The sequence below is a fragment of the Nocardia sp. AB354 genome (genome assembly GCF_049538315.1).
Lineage (GTDB): Bacteria > Actinomycetota > Actinomycetes > Mycobacteriales > Mycobacteriaceae > Nocardia > Nocardia nova.
This window is the reverse complement of record NZ_JBMVFU010000001.1, coordinates 276,746-300,690: the sequence shown is the minus strand read 5'-3', so window position 1 is coordinate 300,690 and position 23,945 is coordinate 276,746. Positions and strand designations below refer to the sequence as shown.

The 23,945-nt window shown below is 68.0% G+C and carries 24 protein-coding genes; 15 read left to right on the top strand and 9 right to left on the bottom strand.

Annotated features, from left to right (window positions below; all coding sequences use genetic code 11):
• The first annotated feature begins 73 nt into the window (after positions 1-73).
• Positions 74-1,066: a GlxA family transcriptional regulator gene (locus ACPCUW_RS01455; protein ID WP_423423445.1), complete on the top strand. Its 993-nt coding sequence runs from the start codon at positions 74-76 to the stop codon at positions 1,064-1,066.
• Here the strand turns inward: ACPCUW_RS01455 and ACPCUW_RS01450 are convergent.
• On the bottom strand, positions 1,060-4,104 hold the full coding sequence (locus ACPCUW_RS01450; RefSeq protein WP_423423444.1) for an AAA family ATPase: 3,045 nt from the start codon (positions 4,102-4,104) through the stop codon (positions 1,060-1,062). The genes ACPCUW_RS01455 and ACPCUW_RS01450 overlap by 7 nt on opposite strands.
• A 264-nt stretch (positions 4,105-4,368) precedes the next feature.
• Between ACPCUW_RS01450 and ACPCUW_RS01445 the strand changes: the two genes are divergently transcribed.
• The 9 genes from ACPCUW_RS01445 to truA all read left to right on the top strand — a co-directional run bounded on the left by ACPCUW_RS01445 (position 4,369) and on the right by truA (position 10,769).
• On the top strand, positions 4,369-5,655 hold the full coding sequence (locus ACPCUW_RS01445; protein ID WP_423423443.1) for an MFS transporter: 1,287 nt from the start codon (positions 4,369-4,371) through the stop codon (positions 5,653-5,655).
• A 256-nt stretch (positions 5,656-5,911) separates the two neighbouring features.
• The gene (infA, locus tag ACPCUW_RS01440; RefSeq protein WP_003886926.1) at positions 5,912-6,133 is read left to right on the top strand and encodes a translation initiation factor IF-1; all 222 of its coding nucleotides are present in this window, start codon (positions 5,912-5,914) and stop codon (positions 6,131-6,133) included.
• A gap of 157 nt (positions 6,134-6,290) precedes the next feature.
• Positions 6,291-6,404: a 50S ribosomal protein L36 gene (gene rpmJ, locus ACPCUW_RS01435; protein WP_025347279.1), complete on the top strand. Its 114-nt coding sequence runs from the start codon at positions 6,291-6,293 to the stop codon at positions 6,402-6,404.
• 223 nt (positions 6,405-6,627) lie between these two features.
• Positions 6,628-6,999 carry a 30S ribosomal protein S13 gene (gene rpsM / locus ACPCUW_RS01430; protein WP_030513443.1) on the top strand — a complete coding sequence of 124 codons (372 nt, stop codon included), beginning with the start codon at positions 6,628-6,630 and terminating at the stop codon, positions 6,997-6,999.
• A 9-nt stretch (positions 7,000-7,008) separates the two neighbouring features.
• Positions 7,009-7,422 carry a 30S ribosomal protein S11 gene (gene rpsK, locus ACPCUW_RS01425; protein WP_025347281.1) on the top strand — a complete coding sequence of 138 codons (414 nt, stop codon included), beginning with the start codon at positions 7,009-7,011 and terminating at the stop codon, positions 7,420-7,422.
• 21 nt (positions 7,423-7,443) lie between these two features.
• Positions 7,444-8,049 carry a 30S ribosomal protein S4 gene (rpsD, locus tag ACPCUW_RS01420; protein WP_030513444.1) on the top strand — a complete coding sequence of 202 codons (606 nt, stop codon included), beginning with the start codon at positions 7,444-7,446 and terminating at the stop codon, positions 8,047-8,049.
• 97 nt (positions 8,050-8,146) lie between these two features.
• Positions 8,147-9,205: a DNA-directed RNA polymerase subunit alpha gene (locus tag ACPCUW_RS01415; protein WP_030513445.1), complete on the top strand. Its 1,059-nt coding sequence runs from the start codon at positions 8,147-8,149 to the stop codon at positions 9,203-9,205.
• 49 nt (positions 9,206-9,254) lie between these two features.
• Positions 9,255-9,764, top strand: a complete 510-nt coding sequence (gene rplQ / locus ACPCUW_RS01410; protein ID WP_423423442.1) for a 50S ribosomal protein L17 — start codon at positions 9,255-9,257, stop codon at positions 9,762-9,764.
• A gap of 105 nt (positions 9,765-9,869) precedes the next feature.
• Entirely contained in the window at positions 9,870-10,769 is a 900-nt protein-coding gene (gene truA, locus ACPCUW_RS01405; protein ID WP_064902166.1) for a tRNA pseudouridine(38-40) synthase TruA, read from the top strand.
• A gap of 246 nt (positions 10,770-11,015) precedes the next feature.
• On the opposite strand, the gene ACPCUW_RS01400 is transcribed toward truA, so the two are convergent.
• Complete coding sequence (locus ACPCUW_RS01400; protein WP_063012682.1) at positions 11,016-11,468, bottom strand: Hsp20/alpha crystallin family protein; 453 nt, start codon at positions 11,466-11,468, stop codon at positions 11,016-11,018.
• A gap of 167 nt (positions 11,469-11,635) precedes the next feature.
• Here ACPCUW_RS01400 and ACPCUW_RS01395 point away from each other — a divergent pair, with 167 nt between their 5' ends.
• Entirely contained in the window at positions 11,636-12,481 is an 846-nt protein-coding gene (locus ACPCUW_RS01395; RefSeq protein WP_063012563.1) for an LLM class F420-dependent oxidoreductase, read from the top strand.
• A 75-nt stretch (positions 12,482-12,556) separates the two neighbouring features.
• Here the strand turns inward: ACPCUW_RS01395 and ACPCUW_RS01390 are convergent, their stop codons facing one another.
• Positions 12,557-12,940, bottom strand: coding sequence for a metal-sensitive transcriptional regulator (locus tag ACPCUW_RS01390; RefSeq protein ID WP_228796217.1), 384 nt, complete (start codon positions 12,938-12,940; stop codon positions 12,557-12,559).
• A gap of 98 nt (positions 12,941-13,038) precedes the next feature.
• Between ACPCUW_RS01390 and ACPCUW_RS01385 the strand changes: the two genes are divergently transcribed.
• On the top strand, positions 13,039-13,848 hold the full coding sequence (locus tag ACPCUW_RS01385) for an S-methyl-5'-thioadenosine phosphorylase (RefSeq protein ID WP_063031059.1): 810 nt from the start codon (positions 13,039-13,041) through the stop codon (positions 13,846-13,848).
• A 14-nt stretch (positions 13,849-13,862) separates the two neighbouring features.
• On the opposite strand, the gene ACPCUW_RS01380 is transcribed toward ACPCUW_RS01385, so the two are convergent.
• Entirely contained in the window at positions 13,863-14,906 is a 1,044-nt protein-coding gene (locus tag ACPCUW_RS01380; RefSeq protein WP_423423441.1) for a GAF domain-containing protein, read from the bottom strand.
• Between the two features lie 121 nt (positions 14,907-15,027).
• On the opposite strand from ACPCUW_RS01380, the gene ACPCUW_RS01375 reads away from it, so the two are divergent.
• Positions 15,028-15,588 (top strand): NADPH-dependent FMN reductase, encoded by a 561-nt coding sequence (locus tag ACPCUW_RS01375; RefSeq protein WP_030513453.1) that lies wholly within the window; start codon positions 15,028-15,030, stop codon positions 15,586-15,588.
• Between the two features lie 62 nt (positions 15,589-15,650).
• On the opposite strand, the gene eccE is transcribed toward ACPCUW_RS01375, so the two are convergent.
• Complete coding sequence (eccE, locus tag ACPCUW_RS01370; RefSeq protein ID WP_064909698.1) at positions 15,651-17,327, bottom strand: type VII secretion protein EccE; 1,677 nt, start codon at positions 17,325-17,327, stop codon at positions 15,651-15,653.
• Between the two features lie 38 nt (positions 17,328-17,365).
• Here eccE and eccB point away from each other — a divergent pair, with 38 nt between their 5' ends.
• Entirely contained in the window at positions 17,366-18,949 is a 1,584-nt protein-coding gene (gene eccB / locus ACPCUW_RS01365; protein WP_396927422.1) for a type VII secretion protein EccB, read from the top strand.
• A gap of 9 nt (positions 18,950-18,958) precedes the next feature.
• Here eccB and ACPCUW_RS01360 read toward each other — a convergent pair whose 3' ends face one another.
• Both ACPCUW_RS01360 and ACPCUW_RS01355 read right to left on the bottom strand, forming a co-directional pair.
• Positions 18,959-20,233, bottom strand: a complete 1,275-nt coding sequence (locus tag ACPCUW_RS01360) for an MFS transporter (protein WP_063012570.1) — start codon at positions 20,231-20,233, stop codon at positions 18,959-18,961.
• A gap of 58 nt (positions 20,234-20,291) precedes the next feature.
• On the bottom strand, positions 20,292-20,435 hold the full coding sequence (locus ACPCUW_RS01355) for a hypothetical protein (protein WP_423423440.1): 144 nt from the start codon (positions 20,433-20,435) through the stop codon (positions 20,292-20,294).
• A 7-nt stretch (positions 20,436-20,442) separates the two neighbouring features.
• Here ACPCUW_RS01355 and ACPCUW_RS01350 point away from each other — a divergent pair, with 7 nt between their 5' ends.
• Positions 20,443-20,985 (top strand): pyridoxamine 5'-phosphate oxidase family protein, encoded by a 543-nt coding sequence (locus ACPCUW_RS01350; protein WP_423423439.1) that lies wholly within the window; start codon positions 20,443-20,445, stop codon positions 20,983-20,985.
• Between the two features lie 3 nt (positions 20,986-20,988).
• On the opposite strand, the gene mycP is transcribed toward ACPCUW_RS01350, so the two are convergent.
• Both mycP and eccD read right to left on the bottom strand, forming a co-directional pair.
• The gene (gene mycP, locus ACPCUW_RS01345) at positions 20,989-22,404 is read right to left on the bottom strand and encodes a type VII secretion-associated serine protease mycosin (RefSeq protein WP_423423438.1); all 1,416 of its coding nucleotides are present in this window, start codon (positions 22,402-22,404) and stop codon (positions 20,989-20,991) included.
• Between the two features lie 7 nt (positions 22,405-22,411).
• The gene (gene eccD, locus ACPCUW_RS01340) at positions 22,412-23,878 is read right to left on the bottom strand and encodes a type VII secretion integral membrane protein EccD (protein WP_423423437.1); all 1,467 of its coding nucleotides are present in this window, start codon (positions 23,876-23,878) and stop codon (positions 22,412-22,414) included.
• Between the last annotated feature and the right edge of the window lie 67 nt (positions 23,879-23,945).

Genomic DNA, 23,945 nt, shown 5'->3' with positions numbered 1-23,945 from the left:
ATACCGGAAACCCTAAGCGGTGGATACGCGCAATAGCAGTGTCGTATCCGACGCATTCAGTACTGTTTGCGACATGGATGTCGCGATTTTCGTCGTGGATGGCGTTGGAGACCTCGGTCTCGCCGCCGTCCTGGAGGTCTTCAACACGGCGAACTCGCTCGTCGACGATCCGGAGCTGGAACCCGAGCCGTGGCGGGTGCACACCGTCGCGCTCGGCGGCAGCGTCCGCTCGGGCCACGGCCATCTGATTCCCACCACACCGTTGGCCGAGGTACCCGCCGACATCGGCCCGATCATCGTGCCCGCCGTGCTGGCCATGGATGCCGACGCGGTGGTCGACCTCATCGCCGCGCCCGCCAACAGGCCGGTACTGGAACGCATTTCGCAGGCGCACCTGGCGGGGACCGGGCTGGCCGCCGCGTGCACCGGAACCTTCTTCCTCGCCGAGGCCGGGGTGCTCGACGGGCTGCCCGCGACGACGAGCTGGTGGCTCGGCCCGGCCTTCCGCCGCCGCTATCCGAACGTCGACCTGGACGAGGGACGCATCCTGTGCCGTTCCGGTCATATCGCGACGGCCGCGGCGGCCCTGGCGCACCTCGACCTCGCATTGGCCACGGTGGCCGGTCGCAGTCCCGCCCAAGCCGAACGCGCGGCCCGGATGCTGTTGGCCGGCAGCGGAGGCGAGCAACGCGACTACATCGTCCCGCAGGTGATCGCGCGCGGGAACTCGCTGGTGGCGGCGTTCGAACGCTGGGTGCGCGGCCATATCGCCGAGCAGTTCCGGATCACCGACGCCGCTCGCGAACTCGGCGTCACCGTGCGCAGCCTGCAGCGCGCGACCCAGGCCGAAATCGGGATGTCACCACGGGATTTCGTGAACGAGATCCGCCTCGAGCGCGCCACCCGGCTGCTGCGCACCACCAACGCCACCGTGGAGGCGGTGGCCGCGCGGGTCGGCTACCTCAACGCGGGCACCCTGCGCAGCCTGTTCCGGCGCCGCCGCGGACGCAGTATCGCCGAAGTCCGGGCGACCCCGCTCACCTGGCAGGACCGCGGCACTCAGTAACCGCCGAACCGCCGATGGTCGGTGGCGAAATCGTCGGCCACCGTCGCGGCCAGTTCGACCAGCGCCCGCTTGGTGTTCTTGTGCAGCCGAGCCAGATCGATCTCGGCGCCCTCGGCCAGATGCGGGTCGTAGGGGATGACGTGCACGGCGCGGCAGCGGGCCAGGAAGTATTCGCGCAGATGCTGAATCGCCACATTCGGCGACCCCTCGCGCGGCAGATTGATCACCACCACGGCATTGCGCACCAGGTGATCGTGCCCGTGCAGGGAGAGCCAGTCCAGCGTCGCCGCCGCACTACGGGCGCCGTCGATCGCCGACGACGAGATCAGCACCAGCGAATGCGCCAGATCCAGCACACCCGCCATGGCCGAATGCATCAGTCCGGTACCGCAGTCGGTCAGGATGATGTTGTAGAACCGCTGCAGGACGCGCAGCACCTGGCGGTACTCGTCCTCGCTGAACGATTCCGACGCCGCCGGATCACGCTCACTGGCCAGCACCTCCAACCGGCTGGTGGCCTGCGAGGTGTGCCGCCGCACGTCGCCGTAACTGCGAATCTGCTGATCCAGCAACAGATCTCGCACCGTGGACCGGGTCTGCAGCGGCACCCGCTGCGACAGCGTGCCGAAGTCCGGGTTGGCGTCGACGGCGATCACGCGGTCGCCACGGATGGAGGCGAAGATCGAGCCGATGCCCATGGTGGTGGTCGTCTTGCCGACGCCGCCCTTCAAGGACAGGGTGGCGATCCGGTAGTCGCCGCGCACCGGCTGCCGGATGCGAGCCACCAGTTCCTGCAGGCGCCGCTCCTCCGCGGACATACCCGGATTGATGGCACCGCCCGACATGTGGTGCACCGCGCGCCGCCACCCCGAACCGGGGGCCTTCTTCGCCCGGCGCATCGGCACATCCTCCAGCGAGGGCGTCACGCCGTTGGGTGGGTACTGCTGCGGCGGCTGACCCTGCTGGTACTGCTGATGCTGCGGCTGCGGCTGGTGGGCCTGCGGGTTGGGGGCCTGCTGATACTGGGGTGAATGGGCCTGCTGCCCCGGCATGTACGGATTCGGCTGCGCGTACTGCTGCGGCTGGGAATACTGATCCGCCTGCCGTGCGGCCCACTGCTGTTCGGGATCGGTCGCCGGGCCCGGCACCTGCGGTGGCGGTTGCGGTGCGCTGTGCCACTGGGCGTCCGGGGCCGGCTGTGGGATCCGAGGCTGCGAAACCCCCTGCGGGCCGACGACCATCGTCGATTCGGAATTCGGCGCCTGCGGCATCGAGCCGGAATGCGGTGTGTGCGTTGCGAAGTCCGGAGCAGGTGGCTGCTGGTACTGCGTCGTCTGCGGCGCCGCGCCGTACTGCGGACCGGTGCCTTCGGGCAGCTGCTGATGCGTGTCGGGCCGCGGTGCCGGCGCATCCGGTCCGTTCCAGGCGGCACCGGCATCCGGTCCGGGGCGTACGACAGGTTCCTGAGCCGGCACCCGGTCGGAGTCGAGCCGATGTCGCCCGCTCCACTGCTGATCTGCCGAACCGGCGCCGGCATCTCCGGAGCCGTAGAAGCCGGCACCGCCGACGACCGACGACGCACCCGAATCACTCTCCGGCGCATGGGTTCCCACCGTCGGCGGATGGAGAGCCCGCGGTCCGGAAGCTGCGCCACCGTGCGGAACTGCGGCAGTGCCGATTGCGAAGGCATCCCACGTGCCGGCGCCACCGTTCCCCGTCACATCCCCTGGCGCGGGGAGGTCCGCGTGAGGCGTATTCGATACGGCGGTCTCGCCGGGCGCACCAGAATCCGAGATCGGCGCGACCGAGGCCTCGGCGGCGTCGCGCGCGGGCGCGGAATCGGCCTGCGCGGCCGACTGTTCCGCCACGCGGCCGAGCCAGGCGGGCGCCTCGTCGGTGACGCCGGAAGCCCCGCCGCCCACGTTCTCGGCCCGTTCACTCGCGTCCGGACCCGAACCGAACGGACCTGCCACCGATCCGTGTGTCGGAACGGGAGGAGTGGTTCCGGTCGGCGGCATCTCGGCCGAGGCGGGGCGGGCATCCCCCTCCTGCTGTGGCAGGCCGGGCGCGGTTGTTGTCGGTGCGACGGGAGTGTCGGGCAGTGAAAACTGCTGTGCGGCGGCGTTGTTCGAGACCGACGGCGCGTCGTCGTACCCTTCCGGCACGCCCAGCCGCGGCGGCGGTCCGGAACGGGCGGGGGGAGTCGGGTCCGGCCACTCGGGCAGCGGCGGCGGAGTCGGGGCCGACTGCTGGGGCGGGGGCGGCAGGTCGGGCCGCCGGGTCACCCGCACGGTCAGCTCCGTATCCGAGCCTTCGGCGGCCGGAAGGGGAGGGTTCGACAGATGTTGCGGTGCGGGCGGAATCGGCGGCCGGGCCGGAGTCTGCGGCGGTGCCGCCGGAAACTCGCCGGACAGCGGCGCGGAGGACAGCGGGCCGGACGCCTGGTCCGGGCCCGGCGTGGTCGGCTGCGATTGCTGCGGCGCCGGAGCGGGAATCGGCTGTGCGGTAGCGGGCGGGCGGCCGAAGTCGTGGCCCGAGGACGCTGCGGATGGCGACGAATTCCACGCCTGCCCCTGTTGAGCCGGCGGCTGCGCGAACTGATTCTGTTGCTGCGCTCGGAAGTCGGCCGGGATCACACCTTGGGCGTCCGAACCGTAGCCCTCGGACGGCTGTTGCCACGGCATCGGCTCGGAGCCCTGAACACCGTTGCCGCGCAACGATTCCGGCCCCGGCTGCGCATCGCCGTGCGGCCCGGCGGTTCCCGGCGGCCCCCACGAGGGTGACGTCTCACCGGCGGCAGGCTCGGCGTCGGCCTTGTCCTTGCGGCGGGATTTCCGCCACTTCCGGTCGGACTCCTTCTTGTCGGACTCCGCCCGGTCGTCGGATTTGCGGGAGAACAACCGTCGCGGACCGCTGTCCTCCGGGATGTACTCCTCGTGCGGGAGGTTCTCGACCGGCGCTTCGTATCCCGTTTGCGTGACGTCGCTCTCCGACAGCCACGGGGGCAGCATGGGCAGATCGTTGTTGTTGCGACTCACGGCAGTACCTCACCGCGGTTCGTGGTCGGGGCCTCGCCGAGGATCGTGCCGATCGGGTTCGAGGGCGCTGCGTCCGTAATTCGCTCGCTGCGCACGCTCACGGGTGTCCCCCTGGGATCTGCTGGACCGATTTCCTGGACAGCCGGTAGTTTACGCGAGGGCTATCGGCCGTGACGGGCGTCCTACCCACAGCCGACAAGCCGGTCGGCCGACGCGCCGCGTGGTTCGGTTGCCCCTTATTTGCGAGGTCGGGAGCGTATCGAAATGGCAATCACCGCGGGCGATGATCCTCGCGCGGCCCGGTTGGACGAACTTCCCGTCCGGCCGGTCCACCGCAAACTTGTCGCTCTGGTCGGCCTGGGCCTGTTCTTCGATCTCTACGAACTGTTCCTCGCCGGCACCATCACCGGCGTGCTGAAACAGCAGCTCGCCCTGTCGACCTATCAGCTGAGCGGCATTCTCGCCTCGGCCTTCGTCGGCCAGTTCCTCGGTGCGCTGCTCATCGGACGGCTCTCGGACCTCTTCGGCCGCCGCCGGATGTTCATGATCAATATCGGGGTGTACGCGGGATTCACGCTGCTCGGCGCGTTCAGCCCCAACGTCTGGTTCCTGATGGCGACGCGGGTCCTCGCGGGCCTCGGTATCGGTGCGGAGATGACCGTCTCCGACACCTATCTGTCGGAGACGATGCCGCCGCAGGTCCGCGGGCGGATGATCGCCATCGCCTACACCATCGGATTCTGCGCCGTCCCGACCGTCGGATTCCTGGCTCGGTGGCTGGTTCCGCTGGAACCGTTCGGCACCGACGGCTGGCGCTGGCTGTTCGTCTTCGGCGGACTCGGCGCCGCCCTGGTGTTCGTCGCCCGTCGGCACATGCCCGAGTCCCCGCGCTGGCAGGCCCGGCACGACAGGGTCACGAGCGACACCGCCGCTGCGAACGGACGGGCGAAGGTGCCGTTCGCCGATATTCTGCGCGGTGCCAATCGCGGCCGCACCCTGCTGTTCTCCGCGGTGATGATCCTGCAGGTCTTCGGCTACTACGGTTTCGGCACGCTGGCGGTGCTGGTCTTACAGCACAAGGGGTTCACGGTGGTGAACTCGCTGGGCTATCTGACCATTACCTATCTGGGCTATCCGCTGGGTTCGCTGCTGTCGATTCCGCTGATCGAGCGCACCGAGCGCAAATATCTGGTGCTGGCGTCGGCCGCGCTGATGGCGGTGTTCGGGCTGATCTTCGGCTTCGCGACGAGCGTGTCGCTGATTCTGCTGTCGGGCGGCCTGTTCACCCTGGCCAGCAACATCTTCTCCAACGCCCTGCACACGTATCTGCCGGAGTCGTTCCCCACGTCCGTGCGCGGCACCGCCTCGGGTACGGCCTATTCCCTGTCGAAACTGAGCACCGCCGTGCAGCCGTTCGTGCTGCTCCCGCTGCTGGACAACCATGGGCCCGGTGCGGTGTTCACGGTGATCACGGTCGCGCTGGTGCTGATGCTCGGATTGATCGGGGCGTGGGGCCCGCTGACCGGGCGCGGCCCGCTCGCCGACCACTGACCGAAGCGGCGCGAACGGTGCGCAGGACCGCCGCGAACGGCGCGAGGGGACCGCATTTGGCCGGATCGCGAGCGCACGGGTAAGCTTGGTCGGCGGTGCACCTACCCGACGTCTGTGCTCATGCGAATGCATGTCCGCATGGGACTACGAAGAGTATGGCACCGGGTCGACTGGAGTGCACCGGTAACTGCAGTGACAAGCTAGCCGAAGAGTTGAGACCACACAGGGTTTCAGCGTAAGCGGGATCGCGGAGGATATGGCGAAGAAAGACGGGGCCATCGAGGTCGAGGGTCGAGTTATCGAGCCACTGCCGAATGCGATGTTCCGCATCGAGCTGGAGAACGGTCACAAGGTTCTCGCGCACATCAGCGGCAAGATGCGTCAGCACTACATCCGCATCCTGCCCGAGGACCGCGTGGTCGTGGAGCTTTCTCCTTACGACCTGTCCCGCGGTCGCATCGTCTACCGCTACAAGTGAGTTTCCGGGAAGCGATTCCCGGGAGAGTCCGGACGCCGGACTCGCGAGGTTCAGGGGTGGATTCACCCCGGAATCCGCACCCAAGATTTCCCCAGTCACACGGCTGGGGAAAAGCTGTGTTCACACCCGGTGTGGACCACAACCAGATTGGACGGACGTGAAGGTTCAGCCGAGCGTCAAGAAGATCTGCGAGAAGTGCAAGGTGATCCGCCGTAACGGCCGGGTCATGGTGATCTGCGACAACCTGCGTCACAAGCAGCGTCAGGGCTGACCTGGACTGTGCCCCGACGCAGGGGTTCACCAGCCAAGCACCGAACGCAGTTCGGATTGGCACAGAAAAGAAGACCTCCCAGCGCCAGTCGCCGTCGGCGAGCTCGCCGCCTCGGAAACGAGCGGAGAGCGGACGGACGACCTACCCCCGGAACGGAGGCCGGGGCCCCATTCGAGGGGACGGACAGGGAGCAGACCTCCGCAACAGTTAAGGAAGCTGCCACATGGCACGTCTGATGGGCGTCGATCTCCCGCGCGAGAAGCGCATGGAGATCGCGCTGACCTACATTTTCGGCATCGGTCGTACCCGCGCCAAGGAGATCCTGGACGCCACCGGCGTCAGCCCCGACCTGCGGTCGAAGGATCTCAGCGACGACGACGTCACCCGGTTGCGCGATTACATCGAGGCGTCGGAGTTCAAGGTCGAAGGTGACCTGCGCCGTGAGGTGCAGGCCGACATCCGCCGCAAGATCGAGATCGGCTGCTACCAGGGCATCCGCCACCGCCGCCACCTGCCGGTGCGCGGACAGCGGACCAAGACCAATGCGCGCACGCGCAAGGGTCCGAAGAAGACCGTCGCCGGCAAGAAGAAGTAGGGATAACCGATGCCTCCGAAGAGTCGGGCCTCCGGCCCCAAGAAGTCCCAGAAGGCGCGTCGCCGGGACAAGAAGAACGTTCCGCACGGCCACGCGCACATCAAGTCCACGTTCAACAACACGATCGTCTCGATCACCGACCCCGAGGGCAACGTGATCTCGTGGGCGTCGTCGGGTCACGTCGGCTTCAAGGGTTCGCGTAAGTCGACCCCGTTCGCCGCGCAGCTCGCCGCCGAGAACGCCGCGCGCAAGGCGCAGGAGAACGGCGTCAAGAAGGTCGACGTGTTCGTCAAGGGTCCGGGTTCGGGCCGTGAGACCGCGATCCGCTCGCTGCAGGCCGCCGGCCTCGAGGTGGGCACGATCTCCGACGTCACCCCGCAGCCGCACAACGGCTGCCGTCCGCCCAAGCGGCGTCGCGTCTAGCGGGAAAGGATTTAGCGAAAAATGGCTCGTTATACAGGCCCCATCACCCGCAAGTCGCGTCGTCTGCGTGTCGACCTCGTCGGAGGCGACCAGGCGTTCGAGCGTCGTCCCTACCCGCCCGGCCAGCACGGCCGCGCGCGGATCAAGGAGAGCGAGTACCTGCTCCAGCTGCAGGAGAAGCAGAAGGCCCGCTTCACCTACGGCGTCATGGAGAAGCAGTTCCGCCGCTACTACGAAGAGGCGAACCGTCGCAAGGGTAAGACCGGCGACAACATGCTGCAGCTGCTGGAGTCGCGTCTGGACAACGTCGTGTACCGCGCCGGTCTGGCCCGGACCCGCCGCCAGGCCCGTCAGCTGGTCTCGCACGGCCACTTCCTGGTGAACAACCGCAAGGTCGACGTCCCCAGCTTCCAGGTCTCCCAGTACGACATCATCGATGTCAAGGAGAAGTCGCTGCCGACGCTGCCGTTCCAGGTCGCCCGTGAGACCCAGGGCGATCGCCCGATCCCGGGCTGGCTGCAGGTGGTTCCGAACCGGCTGCGGATCCTGGTCCACCAGCTCCCGGAACGCGCGCAGATCGATGTGCCGCTGAACGAACAGCTCATCGTCGAGTACTACTCGAAGTAAGCCGTTCGTGCTGCTGGTGGGTGAGCACTTTCCGTGCTCATCCACACCCCAGTTCGTGGGCGTCAAATAGCGGGCGCCCCTGAAGGAGGAGATCCTCATGCTGATTTCACAGCGACCCACACTGGCCGAAGAGGTACTGGCCGAGAACCGCTCGAAGTTCACCATCGAACCCCTCGAGCCGGGCTTCGGTTACACCCTCGGCAATTCGCTGCGCCGTACCCTGCTGTCCTCGATTCCGGGGGCCGCGGTGACCAGCATCCGCATCGACGGCGTGCTGCACGAGTTCACCACCGTCCCGGGTGTGAAGGAAGACGTCACCGACATCATCCTGAACCTCAAGGGCCTGGTCGTGTCGTCCGAAGAGGACGAGCCGGTCACCATGTACGTGCGCAAGCAGGGCCCGGGCACCGTCACCGCTGGTGACATCGTTCCCCCGGCCGGTGTGACCGTGCACAACCCGGATATGCACATCGCCACCCTGAACGACAAGGGCAAGCTGGAGATCGAGCTCGTCGTCGAGCGCGGTCGCGGTTACGTCCCGGCCGTGCAGAACAAGGCCTCGGGTGCGGAAATCGGCCGGATCCCGGTGGATTCGATCTACTCGCCGGTGCTGAAGGTGACCTACAAGGTCGAGGCCACCCGTGTCGAGCAGCGCACCGACTTCGACCGGCTCATCCTGGACGTCGAGACGAAGAACTCGATCTCCCCGCGGGATGCGCTGGCGTCGGCCGGTAAGACCCTGGTCGAGCTGTTCGGCCTGGCGCGCGAGCTGAACGTGGAGGCCGAGGGTATCGAGATCGGGCCCAGCCCGGCCGAGGCGGACCACATCGCCTCGTTCGCGCTGCCGATCGAGGACCTGGACCTCACCGTGCGCTCGTACAACTGCCTCAAGCGCGAGGGTGTGCACACCGTCGGCGAGCTGGTTGCGCGGACCGAATCGGATCTGCTGGACATCCGCAACTTCGGCCAGAAGTCCATCGACGAGGTCAAGGTCAAGCTGCATTCGCTCGGCCTGTCGTTGAAGGACAGCCCGGCCTCCTTCGATCCGTCGAGCGTCGTCGGCTACGACGCCGCCACCGGAACCTGGAGTGACAGCGGCTCCTTCGGCGATGCAGACAACGGCGAGCAGGACTACGCCGAGACCGAACAGCTCTAGGCCTTCCGGGGTGGCAGCCCCGTTCGGCCTTTCCTAAGGAGAACAACCAATGCCCAAGCCCAAGAAGGGTGCTCGCTTCGGCGGGTCGGCGTCGCACCAGAAGGCGATCTTCGCCAATCTGGCCACGGCGCTCTTCGAGCACGGTCGGATCACGACCACCGAGGCCAAGGCCAAGGCGCTGCGCCCCTACGCCGAGAAGCTGGTCACCAAGGCCAAGGCCGGTTCGCTGGCCGACCGCCGCGAGGTGCTCAAGGTGATCCGCAACAAGGACGTGGTGCACGAACTCTTCGCGAACATCGGACCGTCGTTCGAGGGTCGCGAGGGTGGCTACACCCGGATCATCAAGACCGTGCCCCGCAAGGGTGACAACGCGCCGATGGCGATCATCGAGCTGGTCCGGGAGAAGACCGTGACCAACGAGGCCGATCGCGCTCGCCGGGTCGCCGCCCAGCAGGCCAAGACCGAGGCTGCCGAGGCCGAAGAGGCCACCGAGGCGAAGGCCGACGAGGCTGCCGACGCGGAGTCCACCGAGGCTCCCGCCGAGGACAAGGCGGAATGAGTTGGTCCCCGCCACGTGCGGGGACCTCTCGATCTGCGTCGGGAATTCACGAGTGAGCCCGCCGTCCCCTCCGGGTCGGCGGGCTTCGCTCATGTTAACCAGGAAATGGCTGTGACCATGCAGGATCCGGCGGCAACCTCGGTTGCGGTTCGAGTACGGCTCGATATCGCCTACGACGGCACCGATTTCACCGGCTGGGCCCGCCAGCCCGGTCTGCGGACCGTGCAGGGTGTGCTGGAGGAGTCGCTGAGCAAGGTCCTGCGCGAACCGATTCAGCTGACGGTGGCCGGCCGCACCGATGCCGGAGTTCATGCCGAGGGGCAGGTCGCACATTTCGACGCGACCACGCCGCCCGATCACGACAAGCTGCTGCACCGGCTGGCGCGGTTCCTGCCGAAGGATGTGCGGGTCACCGGAATCCGCCCGGCGCCACCGGAATTCGACGCCCGCTTTTCCGCGATCCGCCGTCACTACGCGTATCGGCTCACCACGGCTCCCTACGGAGCCCCGCCCCTGCTGGCTCGCAGTGTGGTGGCATGCCGACCCGGTGTCGATCTCGACGCCATGCGGGAGGCGTCGCGAAAGCTGTTGGGACTGCACGATTTCGCCGCATTCTGCCGTCGGCGCGAAGGGGCGACGACGGTCCGGGAATTGCAGCGGTTCGATTGGGCCGTGACGCCGATCGATGGTCCCGGCGGGGCCCTGGACGGTGCCGGCGGAGCCGCCATGCTCACCGCTTACGTCAGCGCCGACGCCTTCTGCTGGTCGATGGTCCGCAGTTTGGTCGGCGCGGTGCTCGCGGTGGGGGAGGGGCGCCGCACTCCCGAATGGGTGGAAGGTCTTCTCGCGGAACGGGAACGGTCCAGTTCCGTCACCGTGGCCCCCGCGCACGGCCTGAGCTTGATCGCCGTCGACTATCCGGCCGATGCGGACCTGGCCGCCCGCAACGCCGAAACCCGCGAGATGCGGACGATTCCGTCCGCCGAGGGGTGCTGCGGCGACTGAGCCGCGTACGGGCGATACTCCGGTCGTCCGCCGGTGTTCGCCGCGCCCGGACATGGCGGCGACCCCGCGAGATCGCGGGGCCGCACGCAGTCGCTATTCGAGGGTTGCGCGCTCTCACCTCCTTCTCGCTGCGACGATCCTCGGTTCCGCCCGCGCACCCGGCCACCTTGCACCGGTGAATGGTGGTGTGCTGCTTGCACTCTCATCTGTCGCCGACCGGCGCGGGCACATCCCTGCCGCGACCGGTCAGCTGCTCTCGGTGTGGCCGGCCTCGATGGTCTTCGGGCCCTGTCCCATACCGCCGATCTCGATGCGCCGCGGTTTGGCCTTCTCGGCGATCGGCAGGGTCACCGACAGCACGCCGTCGTTGTAGGTGGCGCTGATGTGGTCGGTGTCGATGCCCTCACCGAGCGACAGCTGACGCATGTACGTTCCCGCGAATCGTTCCGACGCGATCCATTGCACATGCTCGTCACCGGGCAGGCTGCGCTGCGCCTTCAGCGTCAGGGTGCCGTTGTCCACGCTCACGTCGACCGAGCCGGGATCGACGCCCGGGAGATCGGCATTGAGGACGTAGTGGTCACCGGCCTTGAACAGATCCATCGGCATGAAACGTGGCGCGCGCGTGGTTCCGGCGGCATCCCCCAGGAGCTGCCGGGCGACGGTGTCGATGTCGTGGAACGGGTCGAACCTCAGCACAGGAATCACCTCCATATCCAGTGGTGACGCCCGCCTCGGCGGCGAGCGCCGTAAGCTGTTCGATGCCCAATTTAGCACTCTCATGGTGCGAGTGCCAGATTGTGCGACCGGAATTTTTTCCGGCGCCGGGCGGAATAGTCGCCCGCGCAACGGAGTTCGCAAGGAATATGACTGAGGCTGCGCGAACCACGAGTATCGGCAAATTCGGCGTCTGGCGGTACTACGCCGGCTTCGAACCGGGGCAGGCCCGTGAGCTGGAGGGTCTCGGTTACAGCACGCTGTGGCTGGGCGGCTCGCCCCCGGCGGATCTACCGGCCGTGGAGGCGCTGCTCGAGGAGACCGAGACGCTGACGGTCGGAACGAGCATCGTCAACATCTGGTCGGCGCCCGCCGAACAGGTGGCCGAGTCCTTCCATCGCATCGACCGCCGCTTTCCGGGCCGGTTCATCCTCGGCTTCGGCGCCGGACATCCCGAGCAGGATTCGGATTTCCGCAAGCCCTACGACGCGCTCGTCGACTATGTCGACGTGCTCGACGCCAACGGAGTCCCGAAACAGCAGCTCGCGCTGGCGGCGCTCGGACCGCGGGTACTGAAGCTGGCCGCCGACCGCACCGCGGGAGCGTTGCCCTACCTCGTGACCGCCGAACACACCCGGCAGGCGCGCGAAATCCTGGGTCCCGATGCGCTGCTCGTGCCCGAACACAAGATCTCGTTCAACACCGACCCGGTCCAGGCGCGCCTGACCGCCCGCCCGCGCACGGAGTTCTACTTGAACCTGCGCAATTATGTGGCGAATCTGCGTCGGCTCGGCTTCAGCGACGAGGACCTGACCCCGCCCGGCAGTGATCGGCTGATCGACGCGCTCGCGCTGCACGGCTCGGCCGATCAGATCGCCGACGCACTGGTCGAACACCTGAAGGCGGGCGCCGATCAGGTCGCCATCCAGGTCACCGACGAGGACCACATCGGGGTGCTGCGCGCGCTGGCGCCGGCGCTGGCCGCGCGAGTCTGATCGTCGTTCACGCGACCGCCGGCCGCATCCGGCAACCGGAGCGGTGTGGCGGTCGTGCGGGGACGGCGTCGCGGCTCAGGAACGGACCAACCGCGCGATGGCGTCGGTGGCCTCCTTGATCTTCGCCTCGGCCTCGGGACCGCCCTGGACCGCGGCATCGACCACGCAGTGACTGATGTGATCCTCCAGCAGGCCCATGGCCACCGCCTGCAGGGCTTTGGTCATGGCCGAGACCTGGGTGAGGATATCGATGCAGTACTTCTCCTCTTCGACCATGCGCTGCAGGCCGCGCGCCTGCCCCTCGATCCGGCGCAGCCGCTTGAGGTAGTCGTCCTTGGCGGTGATATAGCCGTGGGTGGCGTGGTCGTGCCCGGGCTGCACGGCCGCCTCGGCGGTCCGAACCGTGTTGCTCTGATCCTCGGTCACCGGCTGTTCCTCGCTCCCGCCCTGATGGTCCATACCCCCCTAGGGTACATTATGCGAGGGGCACTGTCAGGGTAGCGGGTGCGGGGTGAGGCGGCGGGGGCCGCCGTCGCGGCGTACGCGAGAATTGCGGGATGAGTTCGGATCCCCGCCCCGCACTGGCCATCATCGGCGGTAGCGGCTTCTACGATTTCTTCGGCGACGATGCGACCACCCTCGAGGTCGAGACACCCTATGGTGTGCCGAGCGCGCCGATCACCGTCGGAGAGGTCGAGGGCCGCCAGGTCGCCTTCCTGCCGCGGCACGGGCGCAAGCACGAGTATTCCCCGCACACCGTGCCGTATCAGGCCAATATGTGGGCCCTGCGCTCGATCGGCGTGCGGCGGATCTTCGCGCCGTGCGCGGTGGGCAGCCTGCGGGCGGACTGGGGACCGGGCACCGTGGCGGTCCCCGACCAGCTGGTGGACCGGACCTCCGGCCGCGCGCAGACCTACTTCGACAACGGCGGCATCCACGTCTCCTTCGCCGATCCGTACTGCGACGACCTGCGTGCGGTCGCTACCCGCGCGGCGGTGCCCGAGCTGCCGATGCAACCGGCCGCCACCATGGTCGTGGTGCAGGGCCCGCGCTTTTCCACCCGGGCCGAGAGCCGCTGGTTCGCCGGACAGGGATGGGAACTGGTGAACATGACCGGATACCCGGAAGCCGTTCTCGCTCGCGAACTCGAAATGTGTTATGCCGCCATCGCTTTGGTGACCGATCTCGATGCCGGACTGGAGGCCGGAGACGGTGTCAGTGCGGCCGCCGTCTTCGCCGAATTCGAGCGAAACCTGGTGCCGTTCAAGACCTTGGTACGTCGCGCGGTCGCCGGTGTCGAAGGCATGGATACCTGCGAACACTGCACCGTGCACGCGGGGGTGGCGCTGCCGTTCGAACTGCCCTGACGCCGCGTCGACCGCTAGGGAGTGGCGGGTTCACGCAGATCGATCCGGGCCAGCGCGAAATGGGGTACGCCGGTGCCGTCCGGGCCGTGGGGCAGGGGTGAAACCTCCACGTCCACGGTGATCCAGCCTCCGGTCGTATCCGCCAGCCGGAGGTTCGGCAGCGTCCACGACGGCGCGCCGGCCCGGATCGCCTTGCGCGCGGCGATGATTCGCTCCCGGTCGCCGGGATGTGGCAGCGTGCGTTCGTCCGTGCCGCCGGACCAGTCCAGTCCCGGCACCGGCGCGCTGATCCAGCGAATCACCCGGACCCGCTCGGTGTCGACCACCGCCAGATACATTCCGGGATTGCGGCTGACCAGCGTCTCGACCGTGGCCGCCTCGAACGACTTGGGTTGCGGTGCAACGCTGTCGGTGACATCGGCCAGAATGCCGCGCCACAGGTAGGGATCGGCGGCGGAGTTGCGTGTCGCCATCATCAACGTGCGCAGCCCGTCCGGCGTGCGCACGCAGATTTCGCCGCACCAGCGCGATCCGGGTGTGGCACGTGCCACGATCGCGGCCAGATCCAGGGCATCGTCGAAACGTTCGACATGTTCGAAGGATTCGGCTCCGATCCAGACGCTGCGCTTGCGGTCGAATGCCGGGCCCAGACCCGCGGAACGCACTTCCGTGCGCCGGGTGCGCGCGTCGAGCAGGTGGGTCGCGACCGGCGGCGGCGCGGGTGGCTCGCCGGGGCCCACCCACAGCTGCACCGCGTGCACCCGGTCGTCGGGCCCGGTCAGCGCGATCGCGCAGGCGCGATGTCCCGACCAGGCATGTCGGGACTTCGGCAGCTGTCGCTCGACCCTCTCACCGCTCGCGGCAGCGGCGGTGAGGATCGGCATCAGCCGGGTGGGAACGGTGCGCGCCAACGACTTCCATCGCCGCGGTGCGGTGTCGACGGCCAGGACCGACCAGGTGGGGCGAACGTCGAGTGTTTCGATCAGCAACCAATGTCCGAGAATCACGAATTTCGCCCCCTCCTGATCGATCCGCGGCGCCCCGTCAGTCGCGGCCATCGGCCATAGCCGTCCAATATGGTGCTCGAAGATTTTCGCCCGGGGCACAGGGTATCGGTGCCGCCGGCGCGGTCGGCGAGCAGGCCGTCGCTGCGGCGAGTGTGCCGACTAGGCTGACGCCATGGACGATCCGCTGCGGTTGGAGGTCATCGTCGCCAGTGTGCGGCCCGAGCGGTTCGCGCCTGTGGTGGCCGACTGGTTCCTGCGCACGGCTCGCGCCGACGCCGGCCTCGACGTCGGGGTCATCGATCTGGCAGACACCCCCCTGCCCACCGACCTGACGACGACGCCGCAGGTCGAGGCCTTCCGCGAGCGGATCGGCGCGGCGGACGGATTCGTCGCGGTCACCTCCGAGTACAACCACGGCTATCCCGCCTCGCTGAAGACGGCGCTCGACAGCGCCAAGCGCGAGTGGCGGGCCAAGCCGATCGGATTCGTCGGTTACGGCGGGCTGTCGGGAGGTCTGCGGGCTGTCGAGCAATTGCGCCAGGTAGTCGCGGAAATCCATATGGTGTCGATTCGCGAGACCGTGAGTTTCCACGAGGCCAAACGCAAATTCGACGCGGACGGCAACACCGCCGACGGGGCCGCTGTCGACGCCGCGCAGCGGCTCCTGCGGCAATGGGCTTGGTGGGCACGTCATTTGCGCACGGCCCGCAGAACCGACCCGTATCCGGGCTGAGCGGGCCGGGCGGCCGCGCCGACGTGAGCAGGTGCCCCGGACTCCGCCCCGGTGGGGCGAAATTACCCGTGCGCCTGCGCGACTCGCTGCCGGGGATCCGGCTGCGGCATCGGGCGGCGGCCCCGCGGGCTGCCGATATAGGTCGTCTCCCGGGGAATCGAGACCAGCGTCAGATCGACCTGAGTGGTTCCGGTCCGCATCACCACATGGTTGCCGATCGCGCCCGGCTGGTGGATCGACAGATCCGGATTGGTGGCCGGCCAGCCCATCGGATCGCCGGTGACGTAGATCGTGGTGACACCGGCGTGCGGTGCGGGCGCGAGCACACCGTCGACCACGGCCGCGGTGAATCCGGCATCGCTCTGATGGGTTTCCACCGCGATGGTGAGCCGCTCGGGATTGCCGATGGTGGTGACCAGCTGTTCCCACGCGTGCGGGCGATCGGTGCGGATGAGGATACGCTCGCCGACGGCCAGTGCGCGGAACACCAGCTGCTGCGCCAGATACAGCTCGCCCGCCACGTAGACGGTCGAAATGCCTTGTCCGACAAGGCGAACCGCGACACCGTTGCCGTCCTCGTCGGAGCCGATCAGCTGACCGCAGCCGGAGGAGGGCAGATGCAGCACGCCCACCACATCGATCGGGTACTGGCTCATCGGGACGGTGTCGTCCACGCCGGGAATCGCGATCGGCAGGTGGGCCAGCAGGCTCTGGCGATGCCGGCCGCTCAGCGACACCATGCCCTTGCGCTTGGTCTTCTCCGGCAGCTCCCGGGCGGTCAGTCGCCAGGCCGCGCCGATATTCACCGTCTCGGGCGAACTACCCGGCCGCAGGCGGACCGCCACGGTGGTTCCCCGCGACGGCGCGACCCACAGCTGTGCCAGCAGATCCGAGCCGAGCTGCTTGGGATCGACCGCCGCGCCGATGTTCACGCTGTTGCCCAGTTCCGCATAGCGCCAGCGATGGGTGAGCGCCCGCGGGTCGACACCGGCGCTGATCTGCCAGACGGCCTTGCGGATCTCGGGCGCGGTGAGCACGCGCGAAGCGCAGTCGGCATCCTCGAGTGCGCGCACGATGCGCTGGGTGGCGATGGTGACCGCCCGGCCCGCGCCCTCCGTGCCGCCGCCGCGCCGGGCCGCGGCCTCCGGACAGGCCAGTGCGTCGAAACTGATTGCGAGCCAGACGGTTCGGTGTGCGGTCGCGGGCAGCGGACCGAGCAGCGATTCGTAGATCGGCCCCGCGGGCGTGCCGGAGCGGCTGCGGTGGCCGTGGCTGATGATGTCGATACCGGACAGCAGGATGTCGTGCTGGCTCAGGCACTGCGCCAGTTCGGGCAGCGGCAGCAGATGCGACGCGTGCACGGTGTTGCGGTCGATCCGGGTCAGACCGCCCTTGGGCGGCAGCACCTCGACGACGGCGACGACGCGGCTGCCCTCCCAGTACAGACCGAGCGAGCGGCCGTCCGGGCCGCGGAAATCGACTGTGTCACCGAGGTCGTAGTCCTGGCGGGTGACATAGCGCCACGCCGTCGCGATCCACGAGGCGAGGGTGCGCTTGCCGATCGGGACGAGCAGCACCAGGCCGGCCACGATCGCGGCACCCAGTGCGTACCAGCCGGGTACCCCCACCGCGAGCACGACGACGCCGACGAGCAGTCCCAGTAACTGTGCGGCCAGCAGATTCGGCAGCGAGATCCGTCCGAGGAGCGGGCGGCTGTTGGTGCCGCTGGATTCGGCCATCGTCGTCCCCCAAGTACCCGGTGTCGGCCGATTCCTCGATGGCCGAGCTGAACTTCAGTCCTGCTGAACTGTACTGTGTTGGGCGAACGCGAGCACTGTTCGGGGGAGGACTCATGCCTTCAAAGCCCACTACGCGCTGGCAGGTGAGCGGCTATCGCTTCCTGGTCAGGCGAATGGAGCATGCCCTGGTACGCCGGGACGTGCGGATGCTGCACGATCCGATGCGCTCGCAGTCGCGTGCCTATGCCGCCGGGCTGGTACTGGGAGTCGTCGCGCTGGCCGGCTGCGGCGTGCTCGCGCTGCTGCGGCCGCAGGGGTCGATCGGCGACAACAAGATCCTGCTGGGCAAGGATTCCGGCGCCGTCTACGCCGTCATCGACGGCGTCGTGCACCCGTCGCTGAACCTCGCGTCGGCGCGGCTCGCGGTCGGCGAACCCGCAAAAGCGGTGTCCATCAAGGAATCCGAGCTGTCGAAGAAGCCCCGGGGGGCGCTGATCGGCATTCCGGGCGCGCCGTCGTCGCTGAATTTCGACAGCAACGGCAAGGGGCGCGCATGGTCGATCTGCGACGAGCTGAAGAACGACGGCAGCCGCGAGCTGACCACCACCGTGCTCGCCGGCGATCCGTCGCTGGGTTCCAAGGCCACCAAGCTGGATTCGGGTAAGGCGCTGCTGGTGCAGGGTCGCGACGCCGCCTATCTGATCTACGACAATCAGCGGGCCCGGGTCGATATGAACGATCCGAAAGTGACCGAGGCGCTGAAGATCCGCGGGATGACTCCCCGCCCGATCAGTGCCGGTCTGCTGAACGCGGTGCCCGAGGTCCTGCCCATCACGCCGCCGAAAATCGTCGATCCCGGTGGCACCCCGGCGTATTCGCTGAGCAATCACCGCATCGGCGATGTGGTGCATGTCGACACCAAGGATCAGTACTACGTGGTCCTGCACGACGGTTTGCAGCCCATCTCGCCGCTGACCGCCGACATCATCCGCAACTCCAATCCGACGGCTTCGGAAAATCCCGAGATCAGCCAGTACGACAGCACCCAGGCGCCGCCGTCGAACGACCTTCCGGTCCAGCAGTATCCGACGTCCGCGCCGGCCATCGTCGATTCGAAGGATCAGCCGGTGGAATGCATGTCCTGGAAGCCACTGTCCGGTGCGGCCGACAAGGCCGACGGCAGTAAGCGCGCGGAATTGGCTGTGCTGACGGGACATTCGCTGCCGATCCCGGACAGTGCGCAGACCACACCGCTGGCGCAGGCCGACGGGTCCGGCCCGAACGTCGATGCCTTCTACTCCACACCCGGCTCGGGATTCTTCGTCCAGACCACGGGTATCGAGGCCGACAGCCAGCGCCGCGACAGCATGTTCTTTATCGCCGACACCGGCGTGCGCTACGGCATCAAGGACGCCGCGGCGCAGAAGGCGCTGGGAATGGACGCCGACAAGGCCAAACCCGAACTCGCGCCGTATCAGATCGTCGGCCTGCTCGCCGCCGGCCCGACGCTCGGTCGTCAGGAGGCCATGGTGGCCCACGACGGCGTGGCGCCGGATCCGAATCCGGCCAAGCAGCTGGTGCGTTCCAAGCAGGACCAGTCGGCGCAGCAACCGCAGAACTAGCCGGCTCGGCTATTGCCGGGCGGGCGTCTCGGGTAATGCGCTCGCGTTCGTGCCGAAGCGAATTCCCTTGGCCTCCTTGCCGATCAGGGTCAGGAAGGCCACCGCGATCAGCACCGGCACGATGGTGACGGCCAGCGCGAACGGATATCCGTGGCTTTCGGCCACCCGCTCCTGGATCGGCAGATTGAGCGAGGCGAGCAGATTGCCCAGCTGGTAGGTCACGCCCGGATAGAAGCCGCGGATAGCGTCGGGCGACAGTTCGGTCAGATGTGCCGGGATGACACCCCAGGCGCCCTGCACGACCAGCTGCATCAGGAACGATCCCAGGCACAGCATGGCCGCGGTCGTCGAATACGCGAACAGCGGCACGATCGGCAGTCCGAGCAGTGCGCAGAAGATGATGGTGTAGCGGCGACCGTACTTCTGCGACAGGCTGCCGAACACCAGACCACCGATGATGGCGCCGATGTTGTACACCACCGCAATCCATTTGGCGGTCGCCGAGGACAACCCGGCGCCGCCGTTGTCGACCGCGGACAGGAAGGTCGGGTAGACGTCCTGGGTGCCGTGGCTCATCCAGTTGAACGCGGTCATCAGCAGGACGAGGTAGGCGAAGCGGCGGATCACCACCGGGTTCATCACCACATCACGCAACGAGGTCTGGGTGAGTCGCATGTGTTCGCGGCTGCTCTCCCACGCCTCCGATTCACCCACGCGGGTCCGGATCACGAGGATGATCAGGGCCGGAATCACCGAGAGCGCGAACAGCCAGCGCCAGGACAGGCCGAGCCAGTTCATCACCAGCAGTGAGGCCAGCGAGGCGAGCAGGTAGCCGAACGAGTAGCCCTCCTGCAGGAGGCCGGAGAAGAAGCCGCGCCGTTCGGCGGGGATCTTCTCCATCGCCAGCGCCGCGCCGAGGCCCCATTCCCCACCCATGCCGATGCCGTAGAGCAACCGAAGTATCAGCAGCACAGTGAAATTCGGCGCGAAGGCGCACAGGAACCCGATCACCGAGTAGAACGCGACGTCGACCATCAGCGGAATGCGCCGGCCCACCCGGTCGGCCCACAGACCGAACAGCAGCGCGCCCACCGGGCGCATGATCAGCGTCGCGGTGGTGATGAACGCGACGTCGGATTTCGGCATATCGAAGGAAGCGGCGATATCGGCATAGACGAAGACGACCAGAAAGAAGTCGAAAGCGTCCATCGTCCAGCCCAGTTGGGCCGCGATGAACGAATTGCGCTGATCGGGAGTGAGACGTTGCCTGCCGGCGACTGTCATGGCTGTTCCTGCCCCTCGTGCGACGACCCGCGACGGCCGTACCGCTGGACCGCCGCTGTCAGAAATACTGAGTCATCCCCGGGCGGCCCGTGTCGATCTTGGGCGGATTCACCCGCACCGACCAGGGCATATCGCCTATAACGGACGAATCGATGGCGCGCGCACCGATGAATCCGGTCGCCGTGCCTCGTCGCACCATCATGGACACTATGCAGACGACCAACCTCGCCGAACTGTACGAGCTGGATCCGCTGGACTGGTCCGCCGTCGTGGCCGGTCTGGACGCCGGATTCCCGCAGGCGCCCGGTACGGGCGGCCCCGATCGCCACACCTGCTGGCTGGCCACGATCGATCCTGACGGCAGTCCGCATATGACCGCGGTGGGCGCGCTCTGGGTCGACGGTGCGTTCTGGTTCGAAACCGGCCCGCGAACACGCAAGGCCCGCAACATCTCTCGCGATCCGCGCTGCACGCTCGGCGTGGCATTGGATACCTTCGACCTCAGTGTGAACGGCACCGCCGAACGCGTCACCGACCCGGCGACGGTGGCACAGCGGGCCGCCCACTGGGCCGGCGAGGGATGGCCCTGCCGGGTCGACGAGTCGGGCACGGCCCTGACCGCCGATTTCAGCGCGCCGTCGGCCGGCCCGCCGCCCTGGTACGTCTACCGCATCGCGGTGCGCGCGGCGACGGCGCTGTCGACCGTCGAACCCGGCGGCGCGACGCGCTGGCGGTTCGACGAGCCGCGCTGAACCTCACTCGCCGCGATCACCGAAGCGGCGGCGCAGCGGGAACGAGGCGAGATATCCGAGCACGGCGAGCACGGCGATGACACCGGTTCCGATCAGCGCCACATTGCGGGAGGTGTGGTCGGGGGCCGGGGGAGTGGCCGGCACCGGCAGTTGCCAGCTCTTGGCGGCACTGGGCCGCTTGGGCGGCAACGAGTTCGGGACCTGTGCGGTGAGCGCGGCCACCGGGTCGACCGCGCCGTATCCGACATACGGGTTCCACCCCTCGGCGGGCGCGTGGGCGGTGGCCTCGATCCGCTTGATGACGTCGAGCGCGCTCAGTTCCGGGTAGCGGGCACGGACGAGCGCGGCCACCCCCGCGACATACGGTGAGGCGAAACTGGTTCCGGAGATCGGCTCGGCCTTGCCCTGCTGATCCACCTTCGCGACGGCGGTCCCCTTGCTGCGCGGATCGTCCCAGTGCGGATCGAGCGAGGTCAGATTCTCACCCGGTGCCGCGACGCCGACCCACGGGCCCGGCACGGTGAACTTCGAGGGCTGGCCGTTGTCGTCGATCGAGCCCACCGGCAGTACATAGTCGTCCCACCGCGCGGGCGAGACGTTCAGATCGACCTTCGTCCACGGATCCGCACTCGGATCCAGCGGATCGATGACGGGATTGGTCCCCTTGCACTTGTCGTTGTTACCCGCGGCCGTGACGACCACGACGTTCTTCTCGACGGCGGCGTAATGTACCGCGGCGCCGAGGTCGTCGTCGGGAATCGCCCCGGCCTGGCAGGCCACCTCGGACATGTTGATGACCGTCGCGCCCATATCGGCCGCCCGGCGCACCGCCTGCGCCAGGGTGTGGGTGGTGCCGTACCCCTCGGGCATGGCGTCGGGCCCCTTGTCACGGCCGGCGCCCTTCTTCTGGAAATAGCTCGAGGTCTGCCGGATGCTCAAGATCTGCGCCTGCGGCGCGACTCCCGAAAAACCTTGTCCCGCAATCTGAGTCGCGGCGATGATGCCCGCCACGAAGGTTCCGTGCGCATCGCAGTCGTCGGTGCCGTCGCCGGCGGAGACGTAGTCGCCGCCCGGGATGATGCCCGGCAGCCGGGGATGGCGCATCACGCCGGTGTCGATCACCGCTACCAATTGCCCTGCGCCCCTGCTGAACTGCCACGCCTTGTCCAGTTCCAGACTGCGCTGCGCGGTCGGCACGGTCGGGCCGTCACCGCCGGTGCTCGTGCTGGCACACGGTGAATTCGCCGGCTGCTCGGTGGCATCCGGCGGCGCCGGGTTACCACCGGACGGCAGCGCCCCCGGGTTCACCACCGGTTTGTCCGCGATCGCGGCGCCCGCGCCGGTCGAGGCGCTCAGTCCCAGCACCGCGACGACCGCCGCTACTCGAATTGCTCTGCGCCCGAACATTTTCGGATTCATGCGCGGCTCAGAGCGATCGAACGAGCGTGTACAGCTCGGCTACCCAGAAAACCAGCGGCAGGACGGCGGCGACGAACCCGTACTCCAGCAGCTCCACCGCGCGGCGCATCGGCGGCGTCGCCGACTGGTTCGGCACGATGGTGCCCAGGATCAGCGCGGCGATGAGCATCACCATGGCGGCGCCGAACACCGCGAGCGGCTGTTCCACCACGAAGGCCGCGCCGACCGTCATGATCAGCAGGATGGCCGCACCGCCGGCGAGCAGCACCACCGCCAGCTCGGCGCTGACGTAGGTGCGGCTGCGGAACATCAGCACCACCGCGCAGACCAGCGCCAGCGCGATGCCGGGCCAATAGGGGCTGTCCGCGGACGGATCGGTCGAGGCGAGCGCTCCGATCACGGTCACCAGCGTGGTCGCGCCGACGAGGCCGGCCAGATACATCCGCGCGCGTTCGGATTTCGTGCGCAGCACGTCCATCGTGGGCAGCGCGCGATGGTCGTCGGGATCGTCCTCGGTGGGATCGATCGGGGTGCCGGGCGAAGGCACCGGCGGCAGCGGCAGTTTCGCCAGCAGCATCGATACTCGCGGTGCCAGCGACAGGGCGCCGAGCGCGAGCGCGGCGGCGACCGCGCCGATGGCCTTGACCGGCTGCGAGGTGAGCAGGCCGACCAGTGCGGCGGGGATGGCGAAGACGGAAAGTGTTGTGGCGCCGATGAACAGGGCCAGACCGACCCCGCTGACCCGCCACGCCAGCAGTGCCGTCGCGCCGACGAGTACAGAGCCGAGCAGCAGATTCGCCCAGCCGTAATGGTCGGGCACGATCAACATGCCCGCGGCGAACGCGCTCGGCAGCGCACAGCCGCCGAGAACCAGCGCGGAGGTGGTGTCGCCGTACATGCGGCTCATCACCGTGCCGGCCACCACCAGCAGAATCGTCAGCACCGCGGCGATGGCCCCGGTGATCCAGCCCGCCATCGCATCCGGCGCGGCCAGCAGGCCGGTGCATCCGGCGAGCATGGTCAGCACCGCGATGATCGATCCGGTGATCCGCGCGACCTGCGGCGACCAGCTGCGGAAATGGTCGGCGTCGGCGATCGCGACGTTGTACATGATGTCGTCGAACAGCGGACTGGGCGCGACGTGATCGGCGCTTTCCAGCATCAGCAGCTCGCCGTCGCGCACCCCCTGCTCGCCCAGGCTGAGCGAATTGGAGAACGGCGGCTGCCCGATACGCGCCAGCACCCATTCGGCCGGCTGGAACTGTTCGCCGCTGTTGTCGAAATCGTTGGTGCGGCTGTGTTGCGCCACCATGTCGACCACGCTCGGAATGACCAGTGCGACCGGAACATCGACCGGAATCGCCATATCGACCTGCGTGTGCTTGGCCAGAATTGTCACCCGCGCCAGATCGGGCGCCCGGACGATTCCGCGGCTCGAATCCTCTTCGATATGGTCCAGTCGCGCGTGCGTCACGCTTCCCCCAACTCCGTCTCTACCAGGTGTTTCAGCATGCGCTCCGGTTTGCGGTCGCGCGGCCGAT